Consider the following 20008-nt stretch of genomic DNA (forward strand, 5'->3'; position numbering starts at 1 on the left):
GACGCGCAGCAGAGAGTACGGGGCCATGGGAGGCCGCGGCAAGTCTCCGCGGCCACCCGGCGGGCGCCTCAATAGGCGCTCGCCGCATCCAGCCGGTGGATATCCTCCTGGCTCAGTTGCAGCCGCGTCGCCGCGACCAGGTCCGGCAACTGCTCCAGGTTGGAGGCGCTGGCGATGGGCGCGGTGATGCCCGGGCGGGCGATCAGCCAGGCCAGGGCCACCTGGGCCGGGGTGGCGTCGTATTCCTCGGCCACTTCGTCCAGGGCCACGAGGATGGTCACGCCGCGCTCGTTCAGGTAGCCCTTGACCTTGTCCGCCCGCGCCGGGCTCTTGTCCAGGTCGGCTTCGCTGCGGTACTTGCCGCTGAGGAAGCCGCCGGCCAGGCCGTAGTAGGGGATGACGCCGATGCCCAGTTCGCGCACCGTCGGTTCCAGGCGCGTCTCGTAGTCGGCGCGGTCGTAGAGGTTGTAGTTCGGCTGCAGGCTCTGGTAGCTGGGCAGGTGCAGGTGCTCGGCCACCTCGCGTGCCTCGCGCAGGCGCCGGCCGTCGTAGTTGGAGGCGCCGATGACGCGCACCTTGCCCTTCTTCACCAGCTCGGCGTAGGCGCCGAGGGTTTCCTCCAGGGAGGTGTGGGTGTCGTCGCAGTGGGACTGGTAGAGGTCGATGTAGTCGGTCTGCAGGCGCTGCAACGAGTGCTCCACGGCCTGTTCGATATACGCGGCGGAAAGGCCCTTGTGGCCGTTGCCCATGTCCATGCCGACCTTGGTGGCGATGATCATCTTGCTACGGTTGCCGCGCTGCTTCATCCACTTGCCGATGATGGCCTCGGACTCGCCGCCCTTGTGCCCGGGCACCCAGCGCGAGTAAACGTCGGCGGTGTCGATGCAGTTCAGCCCGGCGTCCAGCAGGGCGTCGAGCAGGCGGAAGGAGGTCGCCTCGTCGGCGCTCCAGCCGAAGACGTTGCCGCCGAACACCAGCGGCGGAATGGCCAGCCCGGAGCGGCCCAGTTCGCGAGAATTCACCTGTCACTTCTCCATACTGCGGTGTGGTTGAACCAGCATAGACCCTAGGAGAAGGTTGACAGCCAAGTCCGACGTTGAGCATATTCGGTGCCTGATTCGCGCAACGGACTTCCCATGTTCGCCAACTCCGACCACTTGCTGCCGCTCCCGGGCTCCTTCGCCCCGGCCTGCGCGTGCGTCGCCGTTGCCAAGAAATCGAAGAAACAGTCGCTCATTTGACCGGGGCGCGCTGTCCCGTCAGATGGGCTGACAGGACAACCAGGCGCCAGGTCGATCTTCCCCCGCTTGCATCCCGCACCCTCCCTGACGGCGACCAGACGGTCAGCCACAAGGAGTTTTCGCATGTCTACGTTTCGTGGGATCTGGGTGGCCCTGGCCACGCCCTTGCGTGCCGGGGAAATCGACTTCGCCGCCCTGCGCGGCCTGGTGGGCAGGTTGCTGGAGGACGGCGTCGCCGGCTTCGTGGTCTGCGGCACCACCGGCGAGGCCGCCGCGCTCAGCCATGAGGAGCAGCTGGCGGTGCTCGACGCCGTACTGCAGTGGGTGCCGCCGCAGCAGGTGATCATGGGCCTGGCCGGCAACAACCTGCGCGAGCTGCTGGCCTTCCAGCGGGAAATCCAGCGCCGCCCCGTGGCCGGTCTGCTGGTGCCGGCGCCTTACTACATCCGTCCGTCGCAGCAGGGCCTGGAGGCGTTCTTCCAGACCGTGGCCGACGCCGCCAGCGTGCCGCTGGTGCTCTACGACATTCCCTACCGCACCGGCGTGCGCATCGAGCGCGAGACCCTGCGGCGCATCGTCCGCCACCCGCGCATCGCCGCGGTCAAGGACTGCAGCGGCGACTTCGAGACCACCCTGGCGCTGATCGCCGACGGCGACGTCGAAGTGCTGGCCGGCGAGGACCTGCAGATCTTCGCCAACCTGTGCCTGGGCGGCGCCGGGGCCATCTCCGCGTCCGCCCACGTGCGCGCCGACCTCTACGTGCGCATGCAGCGCCAGGCGGAGGCGGGCGACCTGGCCGGCGCGCGGGGCACCTTCCTGCGCCTGCTGCCGTGGATGCAGGCCGCCTTCGCCGAGCCCAACCCGGCGCCGCTGAAGGCCGCCCTGGCGTTGCAGGGGCTGATCGCCGACGAACTGCGCGAGCCCATGCAGCCCTGCTCGGCGGCCACCGTCGAGCGTCTGCGCGGCGTGCTGGCGGCGCTGGCCGACTAGGCGGGGAGGGCCGCCGGCGGGGCTTTGCTCTATGATGGCGGCCTGTCTCACCGGGAATACGAAAAATGTCCGACGAAACCCTCTACCTGCTGGACCAGCTCGAACTGACCGACATGCTCGAACTGGACGGCCTGCACGCCTGGGAATTCAGCCTCGACGAAGACCTGCTGGACCGCGCCGAGATCGCCGCCGAAGCCGGCCAGGCCTTCGCCAGCGAAGACGTGGTGCTGCGCGTGGAGGTGGTCGACGGCCGTGACAAGCGGCGCTGGCAGTTCACCTACAACGAGGTGATGGAAGCCCAGTACGAGGCCAGCGACGACAGCTGGACGCTGCAATCCGACGGCAGCGAGCACCGCCTGCGTTGCCTGGGCGCGGTGAGCGCCAGCGGCGACGACGAATAGCATTCCCCTGGCTGGCCGGTGGGCGCTTCCGGGCGATCGGTAGTTCGAGTGGCCTGTAGTGTGTTGTAGTATGTTGTAGCGATACATATTACAACCGAGGTGCCCCATGCCCGTGATGTCCCTGCGTCTGTCGGACGATCAGTCCGATACCCTCGCGAGGCTTGCCCAGGCGACCGGCCGCAGCAAGAACTTCCTCGCCGCCCAGGCACTGGACGAATACCTCGCCCGGGAAGCCTGGCAGATCGGCGAAATCCAGCAGGCCATCGTAGAGGCCGATGCCGGTGACTTCGCCAGCGGGGCGGAAGTCGAAGCGGTACTGCACAAGTGGACGCGCAATGCAGGTTGAGTGGCTGCGCAAAGCGCTACAGAACCTCGACGACGAAGCCGCCTATCTCGCCCAGCACAATCCGGCCGCCGCACGCGACTTCGTCGCTGCGGTGTTCGACGACATCGCACAACTGGCCCTCCACCCCGCGATGGGGCGCGAGGGACGCGTACTCGGCACCCGCGAATGGCCCATGCCTGGCCACCCTTGCCTGATCCCCTATCGCGTTCGTGACGGGAAGCTGCAGATCCTGCGCATCTTCCACACCCGGCGCCTGCCTCCCGAGCGGTGGTAGCCCGGCAAGCGTGCTGCGGAGAAAGTTACAAGCGAAAACGCTGGAGACCGCCTGAGGCAGAATGCTCTTTATAGCCATGCCGATGGGTATCGCTTCGCTCCACCTATCCTACGGAAAGCGCCATGCCTCCCGGCGGGTTGTAGCGGGCCCTGCCCGCGAATCGCGCGCAGGGCGCGCTCCTACAGGGGAATGGTGCGGGTGGGGCAGCGTAGGAGCGGATCTCATCCGCGATCCGCGCCGGGACGTCCGGTCATCGCGGACAAGGTCCGCTCCTACGCCTCCGGCAAACACCACACCCCGTAGGATGGGTTGAGCGAAGCGATACCCATCACCAGGGTCCGGTGGCTATCGCAAGCTCAATCCATCCTACGAATCGATGCCTGACCGAGAAGATGAGAAAGGGGCCCGAAGGCCCCTTTTTCACATCACCGGCGGGTTCAGGCGGCTTTCGCCTGGCCCAGGGTCACGGCGCGGTTCAGCGCGCTGAACAGGGCGCGGAAGCTGGCGGTGGTGATGTTCTCGTCGATGCCGATGCCGTGCAGCGAGCGGCCGCCTTCGACGCGCAGCTCGATGTAGGCTGCTGCGCGGGCGTTGGTGCCGGCGCCGATGGCGTGCTCGTTGTAGTCCATGATCTCGACTTCCACCGGCAGCGCGGCGACCAGGGCTTCCAGGGTGCCCTTGCCCTTGCCGTGCCAGCGGTGCTGCTCGCCCTTGTGGGTCACGTCGATGTCGATGGCGCAGATGCCGTTCTCTTCCTGCAGGCGGTAGTTCTTCAGGCCGAACGGCGAGACGGCTTGCAGGTACTCGCTCTGCAGCAGGTTGTAGATCTGCTCGGCGGTCATTTCCAGGCCGAGACGGTCGGTCTCGTTCTGCACCACCTGGCTGAACTCGATCTGCATGCGGCGCGGCAGGCTGATGCCGTATTCCTGTTCGAGCAGGAAGGTGATGCCGCCCTTGCCCGACTGGCTGTTGACGCGGATGACCGCCTCGTAGCTGCGGCCGATGTCGGCCGGGTCGATCGGCAGGTAGGGCACTTCCCACACGGCGTCGTCCTTCTGCTGGGCGAAGCCCTTGCGGATGGCGTCCTGGTGGGAGCCGGAGAAGGCGGTGTGGACCAGGTCGCCGACGTAGGGGTGGCGCGGGTGCACCGGAATCTGGTTGCACTCTTCCACCACCTTGCGCACGGCGTCGATGTCGGAGAAGTCCAGCCCCGGGTTGACGCCCTGGGTGTACATGTTCAGCGCCATGGTCACCAGGCAGAGGTTGCCGGTGCGCTCGCCGTTGCCGAACAGGCAGCCTTCCACGCGGTCGGCGCCGGCCATCAGCGCCAGCTCCGAGGCGGCCACGCCGGTGCCTCGGTCGTTGTGGGTGTGCAGGCTGATGATCACGCTGTCGCGCTTATCGATGTGGCGGCCGAACCACTCGATCTGGTCGGCGTAGTTGTTCGGCGTGGCGCACTCGACGGTGGCCGGCAGGTTGAGGATCAGGCGGTTGGCCGGGGTCGGCTGGAACACGTCGATCACCGCGTTGCACACCTCGACGGCGAAGTCGGTCTCGGTGGAGCTGAACACCTCGGGGGAATACTCGAAGCCCCACTGGGTTTCCGGCGCGGCGGCGGCCAGGCGCTTGATGGTCTTGCCGGCGGCGATGGCGATCTGCTTGACGCCTTCCTTGTCCTGGTTGAAGACGATCTTGCGGAAGCTCGGCGCGCAGGCGTTGTAGTAGTGCACGATGGCGCGCTTGGCGCCCTTCAGCGACTCGAAGGTGCGCTCGATGAGGTCGTCGCGGGCCTGGGTCAGCACCTGGATGGTGACGTCATCGGGAATGTGGCCGCCCTCGATCAGCTCGCGGACGAAGTCGAAGTCGGTCTGCGAGGCGGACGGGAAGCCCACTTCGATTTCCTTCAGGCCCACCTGCACCAGGCACTTGAAGAAGCGCATCTTCTTCTCGGCGTCCATCGGCTCGATCAGCGACTGGTTGCCGTCGCGCAGGTCGGTGCTCAGCCAGATCGGCGCCTTGTCGATGATCTTGTCCGGCCAGGTGCGGTCGGGCAGGGTGATCGGGGTGAAGGGACGGTATTTCTTCGACGGGTCTTTGAGCATGGTCATGGGCGGAATCCTTGTTCTTCCGGGCCAGCGGCGGCCCTGCGCGGTAGAAAGATGAAGAGGTGAAGCCGGGAAACGGATTCAGCCACGCAGTCGCGGGCTGACCAGGCGCAGGCAGGCGTGTTGGCGAAGCAGGATGAGGGTGTGTGCGGTTTTCATGACGACCACCCTAGTGCGCTTTGGGGGTGGATGGCAAGCATTGTGGAAAAATTGGTAGCCATAATCGGGTTATAAAAATAAACGAGATTTTCTGCTTCTGTATTCGCTTTATTGCGCAAGGAATTGCGAAGCGCTTTTTCTGCTTTACTCCCTGATGCGTCTCCATGCCGCACAGCATTGAGCCATCGGCGAATTGCGCCCATCGGCCCGGCAGGGTAAAACGCCGCCAATCGATTCGGGGACTTCCAGTGACAGGTCGCAGACGGCGAGGCACAGGACAAGGCACGGGCATCTGGCTGGCGCTCTTCGCCATGCTGATGATCCACCTCGGCCCGCTGCTGTCGCAGTCCATGCCCATGGACCACCCCATGCCGGCCATGGCCGGCATGGAAGACATGGCCTGCTCCGAACAGATGCGCGGCGGCCACCACGGCTCCGATGCCGCGCAGCAGGGCTTCTCCGCCGACCACTTCATGGAGAAGTGCGGCTACTGCGGCCTGCTGCTCCACAGCCCGGCGCTGGAAACCCCGCGCCTGGCGCTCTCCGCCGACCTGCCCGGGGCCGCCCCGGCGCCCCAGGTCGTCATCGAACAATCCATCCCGCCTTCGCCGATCTTCCCCGGCGCCCGTTCGCGCGCGCCGCCGTCCATGAGCGCCTGACCTTTCTTTCGCCGTAGCCAGCGCAAGCGCCATCGCGCAGAGGAACCTTCCTCCGTGCGCGTCCGCCGTGCCTGGCCAGAAGAACATCGTCATCGATCATGGAATTTCGCATGTCCAGACTCTTCCTGCGCGGGCGCGTTCGCCCGGCGCACCTGCGTACCCTTTGCGCACTCACCGCCCTCGGCGGCATCGTCGGCCTGAGCCCTTCCGTTCGCGCCGACGAGGCCGACGACCCGCACGCCGGCCACCACGCCATCGAACTGCAACCCAGTGTCATCACCGCGGTGGCGCAGAGTTCGCCGCTGACCGTGGTCACCGATCCGAAGCAGGCGCGCCAGCCGATCCCGGCCAGCGACGGCGCCGACTACCTGAAGACCATCCCCGGCTTCTCCGCCATCCGCAACGGCGGCAGCAATGGCGACCCGGTGCTGCGCGGCATGTTCGGCTCGCGGCTGAACATCCTCACCAACGGCGGCGTGATGCTCGGCGCCTGCCCGGCGCGGATGGACGCGCCCACTTCCTATATATCGCCGGAGACCTACGACCGGCTCACCGTGGTCAAGGGCCCGGAAACCGTGATCTGGGGCCCTGGCGCCTCGGCCGGGACCATCCGCTTCGACCGCGATCCGGAGCGCTTCGGCGAGCTGGGCACGCGGATAAACGGCAGCCTGGTGGCCGGCTCCAACGGCCGCTTCGACCGCGTGCTGGATGCTGCCGCCGGCGGTCCCGAGGGCTACCTGCGCTTCACCGGCAACCGCTCGCAGTCCGACGACTACGAGGACGGCGGCGGCAACACCGTGCCCTCGCGCTGGAACAAGTGGAACGGCGACGTCGCCCTGGGCTGGACGCCGGACGCCGACACCCTGGTCGAACTGACCGCCGGCAAGGGCGACGGCGAGGCGCGCTACGCCGGGCGCGGCATGGACGGCTCGCAGTTCAAGCGCGAGAGCCTGGGCCTGCGCTTCGAGAAGTCCAACCTCGGCGGTGTGCTCGACAAGTTGGAGGCGCAGGTCTACTACAACTACGCCGACCACGTGATGGACAACTACAGCCTGCGCACGCCCTCGGGCACCGGCATGATGGCCGGGCCCATGGCCTCCAACGTCGACCGCCGCACCCTCGGCGGGCGCCTGGCGGCCACCTGGCGCTGGGATGATTTCAAGCTGATCTCCGGCGTCGACGCCCAGAGCAGCGAGCACCGCCAGCGCAGCGCCATGGGCATCGGCGCCTACGACGAGGTGCCGTGGAACAAGGACGCGACCTTCCACAACTACGGCGCCTTCGGCGAGCTGACCTGGTACGCCGCCGAGCGCGACCGGGTGATCGCCGGCGCGCGCCTGGACCGCGCTTCGGCCAAGGACTACCGGCAGACCACCGGCTCGGGAATGATGACGCGGCCCAACCCCACGGCCGACGACACCCGCGCCGACACCCTGCCCAGCGGCTTCCTGCGCTACGAGCACGACCTGGCCGACTCGCCCACCACGCTCTACGCCGGCCTCGGCCACGTGCAGCGCTTCCCCGACTACTGGGAGCTGTTTTCCCCGAACATGGGCCCGGCCGGCTCGGCCAACGCCTTCGACGCCATCAAGCCGGAGAAGACCACCCAGCTCGATTTCGGCGCCCAGTACGAGGGCGAGAAGCTCAAGGCCTGGGCTTCGGGCTACGTCGGCGAGATCCGCGACTACATCCTGTTCACCTACACCAGCGGCGGCATGATGGGGGCAACGTCCCAGGCGACCAACGTCGACGCCCGCATCATGGGCGGCGAGCTGGGCGCGGCCTACCAGTTGGCGCCGAACTGGAAGACCGACGCCACCCTGGCCTACGCCTGGGGCAAGAACACCAGCGACGACCGCGCGCTGCCGCAGATGCCGCCGCTGGAAACCCGCCTGGGCCTGACCTACGAGCAGGGCGACTGGAGCGCCGGCGCCCTGTGGCGCCTGGTGGCGAAGCAGGGGCGGGTGGCCGAGGGGCAGGGCAACGTGGTCGGCAAGGACTTCGACGAGAGCGCCGGCTTCGGTGTCTTCTCGCTCAACGCCGCGTACCGCGTGAACAAGCACTTCAAGGTCAGCACCGGCGTCGACAACCTGTTCGACAAGGACTATGCCGAGCACCTGAACCTCGCCGGCAACGCCGGCTTCGGCTACCCGGCGAACGACCCCCAGGCGATCCGCGAACCGGGCCGCACGCTCTGGACCAAGGTGGACTTCAGCTTCTGAGCCCCGGCGACCGCGGTCGCCGGCTTGAGTGGGGGCGCGAAGCGGCTATGCTGGCCGTGCCCCCGGCGAAGCCGCCCGCTCGACGGGCGGCCCATGAGATCGTTAGGAGTTTCCAACATGCGCAAGACCCTCCTGGCCCTGGCGGCCATGCTGTCCTTCTCCACCCCGCTGCTGGCCCACGAATACAAGGCCGGCGACCTCGACGTCGAACACCCCTGGTCGCTGCTGCTGCCGGCCAACTCGGAGAACGGCGCGGCCTATTTCGTCGTGCACAACCACGGCAAGGCGGGCGACCGCCTGCTCGGCGCCGACACCGAGCGCGCGGCCAGCGCCGAGGTCCACGAGCACCAGATGAAGGACGGCATGATGAAGATGCAGAAGGTCGACGGCGTGGATATCCCCGCCGGCGGCACCGTCACCTTCGCCCCGGGCCATTACCACCTGATGCTGCTCGGCCTGAAGAAGCCGCTGGCCGACGGCGAGCGCTTCCCTGTGACCCTGCACTTCCAGCAGGCCGGCGACCTCAAGGTCGAGGTACAGGTGCAGAAACAGGCGCCCGAGGCCGGTGAGCACGGCATGTCCGGCCACGATATGTCGGGCCACGACATGCCCGGGATGAAGATGAACTGACCGTCCGGCCGGCCGCGCGCCGGCCTTTTCCCAGGGTGGGAAAATGGAGCCGGGCCGGTTTCGGCTCGGCATGGCCACCCATCGTGGCCGGGAGGTGAGCATGCGCAATGTCCGCAGCGCCGCCATGCTGGCGGTCGCCGTTCTGCTGGCCGCCTGCAGCCAGTCCGGGCTGCGCAACGACCAGTTGCCCCTCGACCAGCACCTGGAACGCCTCGGCTACCGCCAGGGCGAGGCGGTGAAATCGATCCCGGTGTGGGAAACCCAGGGCTGGGAATACCTCGACAAGGGCCACATCGTCCTCGGCCACGCGCCCGGGCGGCGCTACCTGGTGGCCTTCTCCTCGCCGTGCGACAACCTGTCGTTCAGCAACCGCCTGAACATCGGCAGCACGGTGGGAGCGGTGACCAGGCTCGACCGCATCCTCTCGTATGACTCGAGCGGCATCCCCGAGCCCTGCCTGATCGGCGAGCTCTACCGTCTGGAGCGCATTCCCAGCCGCGCGGAATGAAGCTTACGGCTTGAAGGCGCCGATGAATATCGCCGGGTCGACGCGGGCGTCGTTGAGGCTGACGTTCCAGTGCATGTGCGGCCCGGTGGCCCGGCCGGTGGCGCCGACGCGGCCGACCACGCCGCCGCGCGGGACCTGGTCGCCGAGCTTCACGTCGATCTTCGACATATGGCAGAACATGCTGATGAAGCCCTGGCCATGGTCGACGAACACGGTGTTGCCATTGAAGAAGTAGTTGCCGATGAGGATCACCTTGCCCGCCGCCGGGGCCTTGATCGGCGTGCCGGCGGGCACCGCGAAGTCCAGCCCGGAGTGCGGGTTGCGTTCCTCGCCGTTGAAGAAGCGGCGCAGGCCGAAGGGGCTGGAGAGCGGGCCGTTGACCGGCTTGTCCAGCACCAGGTTGCTCGGCGTGCCGGGGCTGAAGCTGCGGTAGGCGGCAGTCTGCTCGGCCAGCTCGCGGTTGATGCGCTTGAGGTCCTCGGGCAGCGGGTTGACCTGGCGGGTGTTCTTCAGGGTGATGCGCTGTTCGCGGTAGTGCTTGCTGCCGACCTGGAACGGCAGGCTGCGGCTGGCGCCGGCCTGCTTCACCTGCAGTTGTTGCTGGCCCGGCTTGACGCTGAGCGGGATGCCGACCACGGCGATCCAGTCGCGGCCTTCCTCGCGCACCACCAGCACCGGCTTGCCCTGGTAGCTGGCGCTCGGCGCCGGCCCCGCGCTGCCCAGCTGGATCACGGCGACGCCGCCGGGCACCGGCTTGTTCAGGGTGCGGCTGATGAAGCCCTCGGCATGGGAGGGCAGGGCGAGAAGGGTGGCGAACAGCAGGCAGAAGACGCGGAACATGGGCTTTCCGTAAATCCGGTAAAGCCGGCAGTCTACATGGCGCGCACGTCGGGGGTGTAACCGTTGGCGGTTATTCGTCAGTCCCTGTAGGAGCAACTGTCTTGCCGGCTGCGCCGGGGTGATGGGTATCGCTTCGCTCAACGCCATCCTACGGGCTGTCTTGCGCTGGGGGGCTCTTCGTAGGATGGGTTGAGCCTGCGAAACCCATGCGGTCGGGGTGATGGGTATCGCTCCGCTCAACGCCATCCTACGGGCAATCTTGCGCCGGAGGGCTCTTCGTAGGATGGGTTGAGCTTGCGAAACCCATGCGGTCGTAGTGATGGGTATCGCTTCGCTCAACGCCATCCTACGGGCAATCTTGCGCCGGAGGGCTCTTCGTAGGATGGGTTGAGCCTGCGAAACCCATGCGGTCGGGGTGATGGGTATCGCTTCGCTCAACGCCCTACGGGGCAATCTTGTGCCGGAGGGCTCTTCGTAGGATGGGTTGAGCCTGCGAAACCCATGCGGTCGTGGTGATGGGTATCGCTCCGCTCAACGCCATCCTACGAAGAGCCGTGCTTCCTGGAAACGTAGGAGCGGACTCCGTCCGCGATTTCGGCGCATGTCACAGCCAAGGCCCAGGTCAGTCCAGCAGCGAGAGGGTGACCGGGGCCTGGTGGTTGTCTTCCACCCGTACTTCCAGCTGGCCTTCGCCCAGTTTCGCGGTCAGGCGCTGGCCGGGCTGGGCCTGGACGGCGCGGCGGATGGCCTGGCCGCGTTCGTCGAGGAGGATGCTGTAGCCGCGCCCGAGGGTCGCCAGCGGGCTGACGATGTGCAGGCTCTGGGCCAGGCCGTCGAGGCGCTGGCGGCGTTCGCGGAGGATCGCCCGGGTGGCGCGGGGCAGGCGCGCGGCCAGGCTGTCGAGCTTCTGCCGCAGCAGCGCCAGGGCCCGGCCCGGGTGCTGTGCCTGCAGGCGCGTCTGCAGGCGGCCGATGCGTTCCTGGCGCACCTGCAGCTGGCGCTCGAAGGCGCGGCGCAGGCGCATGTCCAGGTCGTCCAGGCGCTGGGCCTGCTGGCGCAGGCGCTCGCCGGGGTGGCGCAGGCGCCGGGCGGTGCCTTCCAGGCGCAGGCGCTCGCGGGTCAGGCGGTCCTGGATGCGCAGGATCAACCGGCGGCGCAGGCCGTCCAGGCGCTGCTGCAGGTCGCCGGCGTGCGGCGCCAGCAACTCGGCGGCGGCCGAGGGCGTGGGCGCGCGGACGTCGGCGACGAAATCGCTGATGGAAACGTCGGTCTCGTGTCCCACGGCGCTGACCACCGGGGTGGCGCAGGCGGCGATGGCGCGGGCCACGACTTCCTCGTTGAAGCACCAGAGGTCCTCCAGCGAGCCGCCGCCGCGGGCCAGGATGATGGCGTCGAAGCCGCGCGCATCGGCCAGCTTCAGGGCGCGGACGATCTGCGCGGTGGCCTCGCGGCCCTGCACCGCGGTGGGCACCAGGGTCAGCTCGACCTGGGGCGCGCGGCGGCGGAACACACTGATGATGTCGCGGATCACCGCGCCGGTGGGCGAACTGACGATGCCGATGCGCCGCGGATGGGCCGGCAGCGGCCGCTTGCGCTCGGCGGCGAACAGGCCCTCGGCGGCGAGCTTCTGCTTCAGCGCCTCGAAGGCCAGGCGCAGGGCGCCGTCGCCGGCCGGTTCGACGGCGTCGGCGATCAGCTGGTAGTCGCCGCGGCCCTCGAACAGCGAGACCTTGCCGCGCACCTTGACCGCCAGGCCGTCGCGCAGGGCCTGGCGCACGCGCAGGGCGTGCTGGCGGAACAGCGCGCAGCGCACCTGGGCGTTGCCGTCCTTCAGAGTGAAATAGATGTGCCCGGAGGCGGGGCGGGCGAGGTTGGAGATCTCGCCTTCCACCCACACCTGCGGGAACACGTCCTCCAGGAGCTGGCGGGCGCGCTGGTTGAGCTGGCTGACGGTCAGCACCTCGCGGTCGAGGCCCAGCCGTTGGAAAGGGTCATTGAACATGGCGCTGGATGATAAGCCCGGGGCCTTGCCGAGGGCCAGCGCGAAACCCGCGAATCCAGCGGTCGGGCGCGTTGAGCCCGAGCGTGAAGCTGGGGTATAATGCCGCGCTTCCATTTTCCCGTGTGGGAGCCCTCGCCATGCTGCGCATCAGCCAAGAAGCCCTGACGTTCGACGACGTCCTCCTCATCCCCGGTTACTCCGAGGTCCTGCCCAAGGACGTGAGTCTGAAGACTCGCCTGACCCGGGGCATCGAACTGAACATCCCGCTGGTGTCCGCCGCCATGGATACCGTGACCGAATCCCGCCTGGCGATTGCCATGGCGCAGGAAGGCGGTATCGGCATCATCCACAAGAACATGGGCATCGAGCAGCAGGCTGCCGAGGTGCGCAAGGTCAAGAAGCACGAGACCGCCATCGTTCGCGACCCGGTCACCGTGACCCCCTCCACCAAGATCATCGAGCTGCTGCAGATCGCCCGCGAATACGGCTTCTCCGGCTTCCCGGTGGTGGAAGAGGGCGAGCTGGTGGGCATCGTCACCGGCCGCGACCTGCGCGTGAAGCCGAACGTCGGCGACAGCGTGGCGGCGATCATGACGCCCAAGGACAAGCTGATCACCGCCCGCGAAGGCACCGCCTTGGAAGAGATCAAGGCCAAGCTGTACGAGAACCGCATCGAGAAGATGCTGGTGGTCGACGAACAGTTCCGCCTCACCGGCCTGGTCACCTTCCGTGACATCGAGAAGGCCAAGACCTACCCGCTGGCCTCCAAGGACGAGCAGGGCCGCCTGCGCGTCGGCGCCGCCGTTGGCACCGGCGCCGATACCGCCGAGCGCGTCGCCGCGCTGGTCGCCGCCGGCGTGGACGTAGTGGTGGTGGACACCGCCCACGGCCACTCCAAGGGCGTGATCGACCGCGTGCGCTGGGTGAAGGAAACCTTCCCGCAGGTCCAGGTGATCGGCGGCAACATCGCCACCGGCGAAGCCGCCAAGGCCCTGGCCGACGCCGGCGCCGACGCGGTCAAGGTCGGCATCGGCCCGGGCTCCATCTGCACCACCCGCATCGTCGCCGGTGTCGGCGTGCCGCAGATTTCGGCCATCGCCAACGTCGCCGCCGCCCTCGAAGGCACCGGCGTTCCGCTGATCGCCGACGGCGGCATCCGCTTCTCCGGCGACCTGGCCAAGGCCATGGTGGCTGGCGCCTACTGCGTGATGATGGGCTCCATGTTCGCCGGCACCGAAGAGGCCCCGGGCGAGATCGAGCTGTTCCAGGGCCGTTCCTACAAGTCCTACCGCGGCATGGGCTCCCTGGGCGCGATGGCTGGCGCCACCGGCTCCTCCGACCGCTACTTCCAGGACGCCTCCGCCGGCGCCGAGAAGCTGGTTCCCGAGGGCATCGAAGGCCGCGTCCCGTACAAGGGCCAGCTGACCGCCATCGTCCACCAGCTGATGGGCGGCCTGCGTGCCGCCATGGGCTACACCGGCAGCGCCGACATCCAGGACATGCGCACCCGGCCGCAGTTCGTGCGCATCACCGGCGCCGGCATGGCCGAATCCCACGTGCATGACGTGCAGATCACCAAGGAAGCGCCGAACTACCGCGTCGGCTAAACCGCTCTTTCGCTGGAGGCTGGAGGCTGGAGGCTGGACGAGATTGCTCTTTCGTTCAGCCTTCAGCCTTCAGCCTTCAGCCATTTCCCCAGGGGAAGAAAATGGCCCATCAAGATATCCATGCTCACCGGATCCTGATCCTCGACTTCGGTTCCCAGTACACCCAACTGATCGCCCGCCGCGTGCGCGAGATCGGCGTGTACTGCGAAATCCACCCGTTCGACATGAGCGACGACGACATCCGCGCCTTCGCCCCGCGCGGCATCATCCTGGCCGGCGGCCCGGAGTCGGTGCACGAGCTGGACAGCCCGCGGGCGCCCAAGGCGGTGTTCGACCTGAACGTGCCGCTGTTCGGCATCTGCTACGGCATGCAGACCATGGCCGAGCAACTGGGCGGCAAGGTCCAGGGTTCGGACCTGCGCGAGTTCGGCTACGCCCGCGTCGACGTGGTCGGCAAGGCGCGCCTGCTGGACGGCATCGAAGACCACGTCGATGAAGACGGCGTGCTCGGCCTCGACGTGTGGATGAGCCACGGCGACAAGGTCACCGACATCCCCGAGGGCTTCCACATCCTTGCCAGCACCCCGAGCTGCCCGATCGCCGCCATGGCCGACGACGCCCGCGGCTACTACGGCGTGCAGTTCCACCCGGAAGTGACCCACACCAAGCAGGGCGGCCGCATCCTCTCGCGCTTCGTCCTCGACATCTGCGGCTGCGAAGCCCTGTGGACGCCGTCGAACATCGTCAACGACGCCATCGCCACCGTGCGCGCCCAGGTGGGCAACGCCAAGGTGCTGCTGGGCCTGTCCGGCGGCGTCGACTCCTCGGTGGTCGCGGCCCTGCTGCACAAGGCCATCGGCAACCAGCTGACCTGCGTCTTCGTCGACAACGGCCTGCTGCGCCTGCACGAGGGCGACCAGGTGATGGCCATGTTCGCCGAGAACATGGGCGTCAAGGTGATCCGCGCCAACGCCGAAGACAAGTTCCTCGGCCGCCTGGCCGGCGTCGCCGACCCGGAAGAGAAGCGCAAGATCATCGGCCGCACCTTCATCGAGGTCTTCGATGAGGAAGCCACCAAGCTGCAGGACGTGAAGTTCCTGGCCCAGGGCACCATCTACCCCGACGTGATCGAGTCGGCCGGCGCCAAGACCGGCAAGGCCCACGTGATCAAGTCGCACCACAACGTCGGCGGCCTGCCCGAAGACATGCAGTTCGAACTGGTCGAGCCGCTGCGCGAGCTGTTCAAGGACGAAGTGCGCAAGATCGGCCTGGAACTGGGCCTGCCCTACGACATGGTCTACCGCCACCCGTTCCCCGGCCCGGGCCTGGGCGTGCGCATCCTCGGCGAAGTGAAGAAGGAATACGCCGACCTGCTGCGCCGCGCCGACCACATCTTCATCGAAGAGCTGCGCAACTTCGACTGGTACCACAAGACCAGCCAGGCCTTCGTGGTGTTCCAGCCGGTGAAATCCGTCGGCGTGGTCGGCGACGGCCGCCGCTACGCCTGGGTCGTGGCCCTGCGCGCGGTGGAAACCATCGACTTCATGACCGCCCGCTGGGCGCACCTGCCCTACGAGCTGCTGGAGAAGGTCAGCAACCGCATCATCAACGAGATCGAAGGCATCTCCCGCGTCACCTACGACGTGTCGAGCAAGCCGCCGGCGACCATCGAGTGGGAGTGATCCAGCCGCCCGCCGCAGGGCTCTGCCTTCCAGAGCGGTGGCTCGACTGATTGGGGCGAGCCCCTTTCCTGTTGGGCAGCAATGGCGCCAGGTGCGAGAAGCCCCTGGCGCTTTTTTGTCTTCGATCCGGCCTCACCTGCCGGGGGGCTGCTTCAGTGGCGGCCCTGCCAGCGACAGGCGGCCTGTGCCGTTGTCGTTGCTGAGGACCAGGCTCGAGGTATATCGGGCTAGGTTTCCTTGCCCTACCGGCAGCCAGGTCCCGTTGTCATTCAACTGGAGCTCGCCGCTTTCCCGTTGCACCGCAAAGATGCCGTCGGGGCGTATCAGGCGTAGCGCCTGGGCGGAAACCCCTGGCCAGTCGACATAGACGATCAGTCGATCGGCGGGGGCCTTGGCCACAGCCACTTCCAGACGATCCCATGCCGTGTCCCTCGCGTTGAAATAATGGTGAGTGAGCCGATAAAGCGGCTGCGGCAGGCGCTCGTTGCCGAGCCAGAAGAAGCCCTGCCCCAGGGCCAGCAACACCGCCAGAGTGATAGCGATGGATTGAAGCCGATTGCGGGCAAGGTGGGTGATGGACCACCCGAGCAAGAGGCAAAGGGCCGGCTGGAAAATGATCTGATAGGTTGGCTTCAGGTAGTAGACCAATGTGTAGAAGGCGAGCGCCGGAAGCAGCCATGAGCTTGTCAACAGGCCCATGGCGAAGCCGTTGCTGGTGCATCCGCGGCGTACATACAGGGCCAGCGCCAGCAGGACGGGGGCGGACCAGAAGGCGAACCAGGTCAGCAGGTGCGCGACCATCGCGGCATGGGCCCGAAGCGGGGCGCCGCCGAGTACCGAACTTGAGCGGAACGCCTGGCCCATCACACGATCCGCGGCCGCATGGTAGAGCGTCGGGCCGCCAGCAAGCATGACGGTGAGCAGGTAGGCAGTCAGCAAGGCTGGCGCCGTCCCACCGGCCGCGATCAGGATCCTGCGCCAGCGTATGGCTGGTAGGTCGCCATGGGCGGCACCGGACAGCCAGATCGCGGCGAGCCCCGCTGGCAAGAGCAGCAGGCAGCTTGTCGGGCGCATCAGGCCCAGCGTGAATTCCAGGGCTATGAACAGCGCAAGGCTGCGCTTTTCGCCCCTGCTGACAGCCAGGCCGCACGCTACCAAGGCCGCGCCGCCGAAGGCGTCGACGATATAGCACTCCGGGATCACCGTGGCGGCCCAGATGAGCGGGTGCGCTGCAAAAAGGACGGCGGCGACGCTGCCGGCCTGGATCGAGTCCAACTGTGCGCCGATGTACGTCAGCAGCAGACTGGTGCCGAGCAGCATGGCCAGGTTGACAGACTGGTAGGCGTAGGTTGCGCCGAGCGGATGCTGTGCCAGCCAGGCGAGGCCCACGTATAGGGGATAGCCTGGGGCATGCGGTGCGTCGTTGCTCACCGAGTAGTGGCGCAACGCGGAGAGGAAGTTGATGGGGTCGATGTCCGGTGGGTGCGACGACCAGGCGCTGATATGCAGCAGGGCCATGGCGAAAAGCGCGAGCGCCAGGCCGCCCAGCCACAGCCGGGGGGATTCGGAGGCGGAACTGGGCATACATTTCCTCTGCCTCGGGCAGGTCTTGTCGGGGAGGGGGCCGGAATTGCCGGGAAGAGGTTGCTGCAGCTCCGGAAGATTTTTAGTACTGCGCCGTTGAAGCGCGCCGCTGCAGGATGTGCTTGATGAGAAAAGCCGCGAACAGGGCGATGAAGGGGGCCATCGGCATGTGGTAGCGGTCCTGGCCGACTACCAGCAAGGCGACGGCGGCAAAGAGGGCGGGCGTTATCACCAGCGGGTCGAGTATTCGCCAGGGGTTTTCCCGCAGGTACAGTCCGACACCGATCAGGGACAGGGCGAAGATCGCCAGCCAGTAGGCGGCGGAGCAGGCCTTGAGCAGCGGTTGCGCTGCCGGTGGCAGCGAGTTCTGGTTCCAGGCCACGCCGATGCTTTCGCGGTCGAAGCTGTGGGCGATCCGCTTCAGGCACAGGCGAAGATAGCGACCGGGGTTTTCGCGGATGAAGCTGAGCGCCAATGCCTTGTAGTGGGCGTCGCGCACGGCCTCGTTGCGCGGCCCGCTCTCGGGCAGCGGCATATATGCGCCGTCGGATTGCGGGTTGTTGCCCATCCACAGGTTGCTGCCGAAGTTCGTCGAGATCAGCACCGGCTCGCCGAACAGGGCACGATTGCGCTCCGCCCAGGGGGTCAGCAGCAGCGCCGCGACGGCCAGCGCCAGCACGACTTGCAGGGCGGTCTGCGCCGGTTTGCCGAAGCCCTGGCCCAGCAGCGGCAGCAGGATGATCAGCGGTAGGATCGTCGGCCGCATGAAGGCGGCGGCTACCAGCAGGGCCGTCGACAGGACGGTGCGTGCCCAGCGCGGCAACTGCCGCGTGCCCTGGGTGACGAAAGCCCAGACCATCAGCGTGGCGAAAGGCAGTTCGCTGTTGGGAACGGTGGTGAACTGCACCCACACCGGCCAGATGGCGAACAGCGCCGCGGCGATGCCGGCGACCGCGCGGTCGAAGTACAGCAGGCCCAACTGATAGATGCCGAGCACCAGCGCCGTGCCGAGGAACAGGTTCACCAGGGTGACGACCCAGCCCTGCGCGCCCAGCAGGGCGTAGAAGGCGCCGTAAAGCGCGGACGGCCCCACCGGCCAGTAGGCCGTGGCCCCGCCATCGGGAAAGACGTAGCCGTGGCCGGCGGCGATTTCCTGGGCGAAGCTGTGGTACATGGCGGCGTCCGACACCGGGCTTACCGGCACCAGCAGCCCCCATAGCAGGCGTAGCGCCGCGGCCAGCGCGAGGATCGGCAGCACGCCGGGCCCGAGGCCGGCCTGCACGGGCAGCGCGGAGCTACTCACCATAGCGACAGCCCACTCATTGCCAATAGGAAGGTGCAAGCCATGAGCGCCACCACCACCAGGCTCTGCCAGTCGCGTGCGGCGAACAGCACCGGGTCTTCGTCCACCTCGCCGCGCACCGTCTTCATCCACAGGCGCGCGGTCCAGTAGAGCATAAGCGTCGGCGCGAGCCACAGCCATTCTGGGGAGGGGTACATGGCCGGCACTATCTCGGCCTGGGTATACATGGCGAGGATCAGGACGCTGATCATGCCGCTGGACGAGCCCAGCGCCAGGACCACTGGCAGGTCTTCCGGGCGGTAACCGCGGCCGGGAAGCGTCTTGGCCGCCAGGGTCGCCTCGCGCAGTTCCGAATAGCGCTTCACCAGGGCCAGGCCGAGGAAGACGAAGATGGAAAAGGCGAGCAGCCAGAACGACGGCTTGATGTCAGTCGCGGCGGAGCCGGCGATGACGCGTATCGAATAGAGGCTGGCCAGCAGCATGACGTCGACTATCACCTGCTTCTTCAGCAGGAAGGAGTAGGCGATGGTCAGGAAGTAGTAGAGGCCCAGTACCACGAGAAAGCGCGGCGGCAATTGCAGCGCGAGAACCAGCGATGCGCCGAGCAGCAGGGGAATGGCGGCGACGCCCGACTTCACCGGCAGCGCCCCGGAGGCGAAGGGCCGGTTCTTCTTGCGGCGATGCTTGCGATCCGCGGGCAGATCGAGCAGGTCGTTCAGCAGGTACACCGACGAGGCGCACAGGCTGAACGAGAGGAAGGCCAGGGCCGCCCAGAGCAGCAGTGACAGGTTCGTCAACTGATGCGCAGCCAGCAGGGGGATGAAGATGAGGAAGTTCTTCAGCCACTGATGGATGCGCAGCGCCTTCGCCCAGACCCGCAGGCCGCCGCCGGGGTCGTCGATGAAGCCGATGTCGTGGTTGCGATCGCGCGCCGCCTGCCGCAGCCCGTCCCGGGACGAGACCAGGAACGCCCGGCGCGCCCGGGCGAACACCGGCAGGTCGGCCTTGTCGTTGCCTATGTAGTCGAAGCCGCGTTCGCCGAAGCGCTCGACGAGCGCCCTGGCTTTGGTATCGGCGGAAAGATTGGTGCCGCCGTCGCTGCACAGCACCTCGTCGAACAGGCCCAGGTGGCTGGTGATGACGTTGGCGACGCCGGCGCAGGAGGCGGTGGCGAGCACGATGGGGCGTCGCTGCGCGCGAGCGGCTTCGATCAGCGCCAGCACATCGGGGCGGTAAGGCAGGTTCGCGGCGTCGATGCTCACCCGTTCAGTGATGCGTTGCTTGAGGCCTGCCTTGCCGTGCCTGAGCCAGCCCGGCAGGGCGATGAGCGAGAAGGGCGAACTCTTGGCCAGCAGCAACACGGTCTCGTGCAGCATGTCGGTGCGCACCAGCGTGCCGTCCAGGTCCACGCAGAGGGGGATCGGCGCCCCACCGCCCTCGTTCAGGTCGGTCATG

General features: G+C 67.4%; 17 protein-coding genes. 10 read left to right on the plus strand and 7 right to left on the minus strand.

The window, feature by feature from the left end:
- Positions 1-68: 68 nt before the first annotated feature.
- Positions 69-1022 carry an aldo/keto reductase gene (locus tag QSJ95_RS13555; protein WP_069863513.1) on the minus strand — a complete coding sequence of 318 codons (954 nt, stop codon included), beginning with the start codon at positions 1020-1022 and terminating at the stop codon, positions 69-71.
- A gap of 342 nt (positions 1023-1364) precedes the next feature.
- Between QSJ95_RS13555 and dapA the strand changes: the two genes are divergently transcribed.
- From dapA to QSJ95_RS13575, 4 genes are all read left to right on the plus strand, one after another.
- Positions 1365-2231 (plus strand): 4-hydroxy-tetrahydrodipicolinate synthase, encoded by an 867-nt coding sequence (gene dapA / locus QSJ95_RS13560; RefSeq protein WP_285643000.1) that lies wholly within the window; start codon positions 1365-1367, stop codon positions 2229-2231.
- Between the two features lie 65 nt (positions 2232-2296).
- The gene (locus QSJ95_RS13565) at positions 2297-2632 is read left to right on the plus strand and encodes a DUF5629 family protein (RefSeq protein ID WP_043315869.1); all 336 of its coding nucleotides are present in this window, start codon (positions 2297-2299) and stop codon (positions 2630-2632) included.
- Between the two features lie 106 nt (positions 2633-2738).
- Positions 2739-2978, plus strand: coding sequence for a CopG family ribbon-helix-helix protein (locus QSJ95_RS13570; protein ID WP_043315866.1), 240 nt, complete (start codon positions 2739-2741; stop codon positions 2976-2978).
- Positions 2968-3252 carry a type II toxin-antitoxin system RelE/ParE family toxin gene (locus QSJ95_RS13575; protein ID WP_285643004.1) on the plus strand — a complete coding sequence of 95 codons (285 nt, stop codon included), beginning with the start codon at positions 2968-2970 and terminating at the stop codon, positions 3250-3252. The genes QSJ95_RS13570 and QSJ95_RS13575 overlap by 11 nt, the downstream gene beginning before the upstream one ends.
- A 437-nt stretch (positions 3253-3689) precedes the next feature.
- Here QSJ95_RS13575 and leuA read toward each other — a convergent pair whose 3' ends face one another.
- A complete protein-coding gene (gene leuA / locus QSJ95_RS13580; protein WP_009616188.1) occupies positions 3690-5360 on the minus strand; it encodes a 2-isopropylmalate synthase in 1671 nt (556 codons plus the stop codon).
- A 404-nt stretch (positions 5361-5764) separates the two neighbouring features.
- Between leuA and QSJ95_RS13585 the strand changes: the two genes are divergently transcribed.
- The 4 genes from QSJ95_RS13585 to QSJ95_RS13600 all read left to right on the plus strand — a co-directional run bounded on the left by QSJ95_RS13585 (position 5765) and on the right by QSJ95_RS13600 (position 9535).
- Entirely contained in the window at positions 5765-6175 is a 411-nt protein-coding gene (locus QSJ95_RS13585; protein ID WP_225617183.1) for a DUF2946 domain-containing protein, read from the plus strand.
- Positions 6176-6285: 110 nt separating this feature from the next.
- Entirely contained in the window at positions 6286-8397 is a 2112-nt protein-coding gene (locus QSJ95_RS13590; protein WP_285643005.1) for a TonB-dependent copper receptor, read from the plus strand.
- A gap of 117 nt (positions 8398-8514) precedes the next feature.
- Positions 8515-9027 (plus strand): copper chaperone PCu(A)C, encoded by a 513-nt coding sequence (locus QSJ95_RS13595; protein ID WP_285643007.1) that lies wholly within the window; start codon positions 8515-8517, stop codon positions 9025-9027.
- A gap of 100 nt (positions 9028-9127) precedes the next feature.
- Complete coding sequence (locus tag QSJ95_RS13600; RefSeq protein ID WP_285643009.1) at positions 9128-9535, plus strand: DUF6491 family protein; 408 nt, start codon at positions 9128-9130, stop codon at positions 9533-9535.
- Positions 9536-9538: 3 nt separating this feature from the next.
- Here QSJ95_RS13600 and QSJ95_RS13605 read toward each other — a convergent pair whose 3' ends face one another.
- The gene (locus QSJ95_RS13605; protein ID WP_285643011.1) at positions 9539-10375 is read right to left on the minus strand and encodes a M23 family metallopeptidase; all 837 of its coding nucleotides are present in this window, start codon (positions 10373-10375) and stop codon (positions 9539-9541) included.
- 622 nt (positions 10376-10997) lie between these two features.
- Positions 10998-12377, minus strand: coding sequence for an exodeoxyribonuclease VII large subunit (gene xseA / locus QSJ95_RS13610; RefSeq protein ID WP_285643012.1), 1380 nt, complete (start codon positions 12375-12377; stop codon positions 10998-11000).
- A gap of 137 nt (positions 12378-12514) precedes the next feature.
- Here xseA and guaB point away from each other — a divergent pair, with 137 nt between their 5' ends.
- A complete protein-coding gene (gene guaB, locus QSJ95_RS13615; protein ID WP_009616195.1) occupies positions 12515-13984 on the plus strand; it encodes an IMP dehydrogenase in 1470 nt (489 codons plus the stop codon).
- Positions 13985-14085: 101 nt separating this feature from the next.
- A complete protein-coding gene (guaA, locus tag QSJ95_RS13620; RefSeq protein WP_285643013.1) occupies positions 14086-15666 on the plus strand; it encodes a glutamine-hydrolyzing GMP synthase in 1581 nt (526 codons plus the stop codon).
- A 132-nt stretch (positions 15667-15798) separates the two neighbouring features.
- Here the strand turns inward: guaA and QSJ95_RS13625 are convergent, their stop codons facing one another.
- The 3 genes from QSJ95_RS13625 to QSJ95_RS13635 all read right to left on the minus strand — a co-directional run bounded on the left by QSJ95_RS13625 (position 15799) and on the right by QSJ95_RS13635 (position 20007).
- Complete coding sequence (locus QSJ95_RS13625; protein WP_285643014.1) at positions 15799-17250, minus strand: hypothetical protein; 1452 nt, start codon at positions 17248-17250, stop codon at positions 15799-15801.
- An 82-nt stretch (positions 17251-17332) separates the two neighbouring features.
- Positions 17333-18556, minus strand: a complete 1224-nt coding sequence (locus QSJ95_RS13630) for an ArnT family glycosyltransferase (RefSeq protein ID WP_285643015.1) — start codon at positions 18554-18556, stop codon at positions 17333-17335.
- Complete coding sequence (locus QSJ95_RS13635) at positions 18550-20007, minus strand: UbiA family prenyltransferase (protein WP_064584175.1); 1458 nt, start codon at positions 20005-20007, stop codon at positions 18550-18552. The genes QSJ95_RS13630 and QSJ95_RS13635 overlap by 7 nt, the downstream gene beginning before the upstream one ends.
- Between the last annotated feature and the right edge of the window lies 1 nt (position 20008).

The sequence above is a fragment of the Pseudomonas sp. NBRC 100443 genome, assembly GCF_030268185.1.
GTDB classification, from domain to species: domain Bacteria; phylum Pseudomonadota; class Gammaproteobacteria; order Pseudomonadales; family Pseudomonadaceae; genus Pseudomonas; species Pseudomonas citronellolis.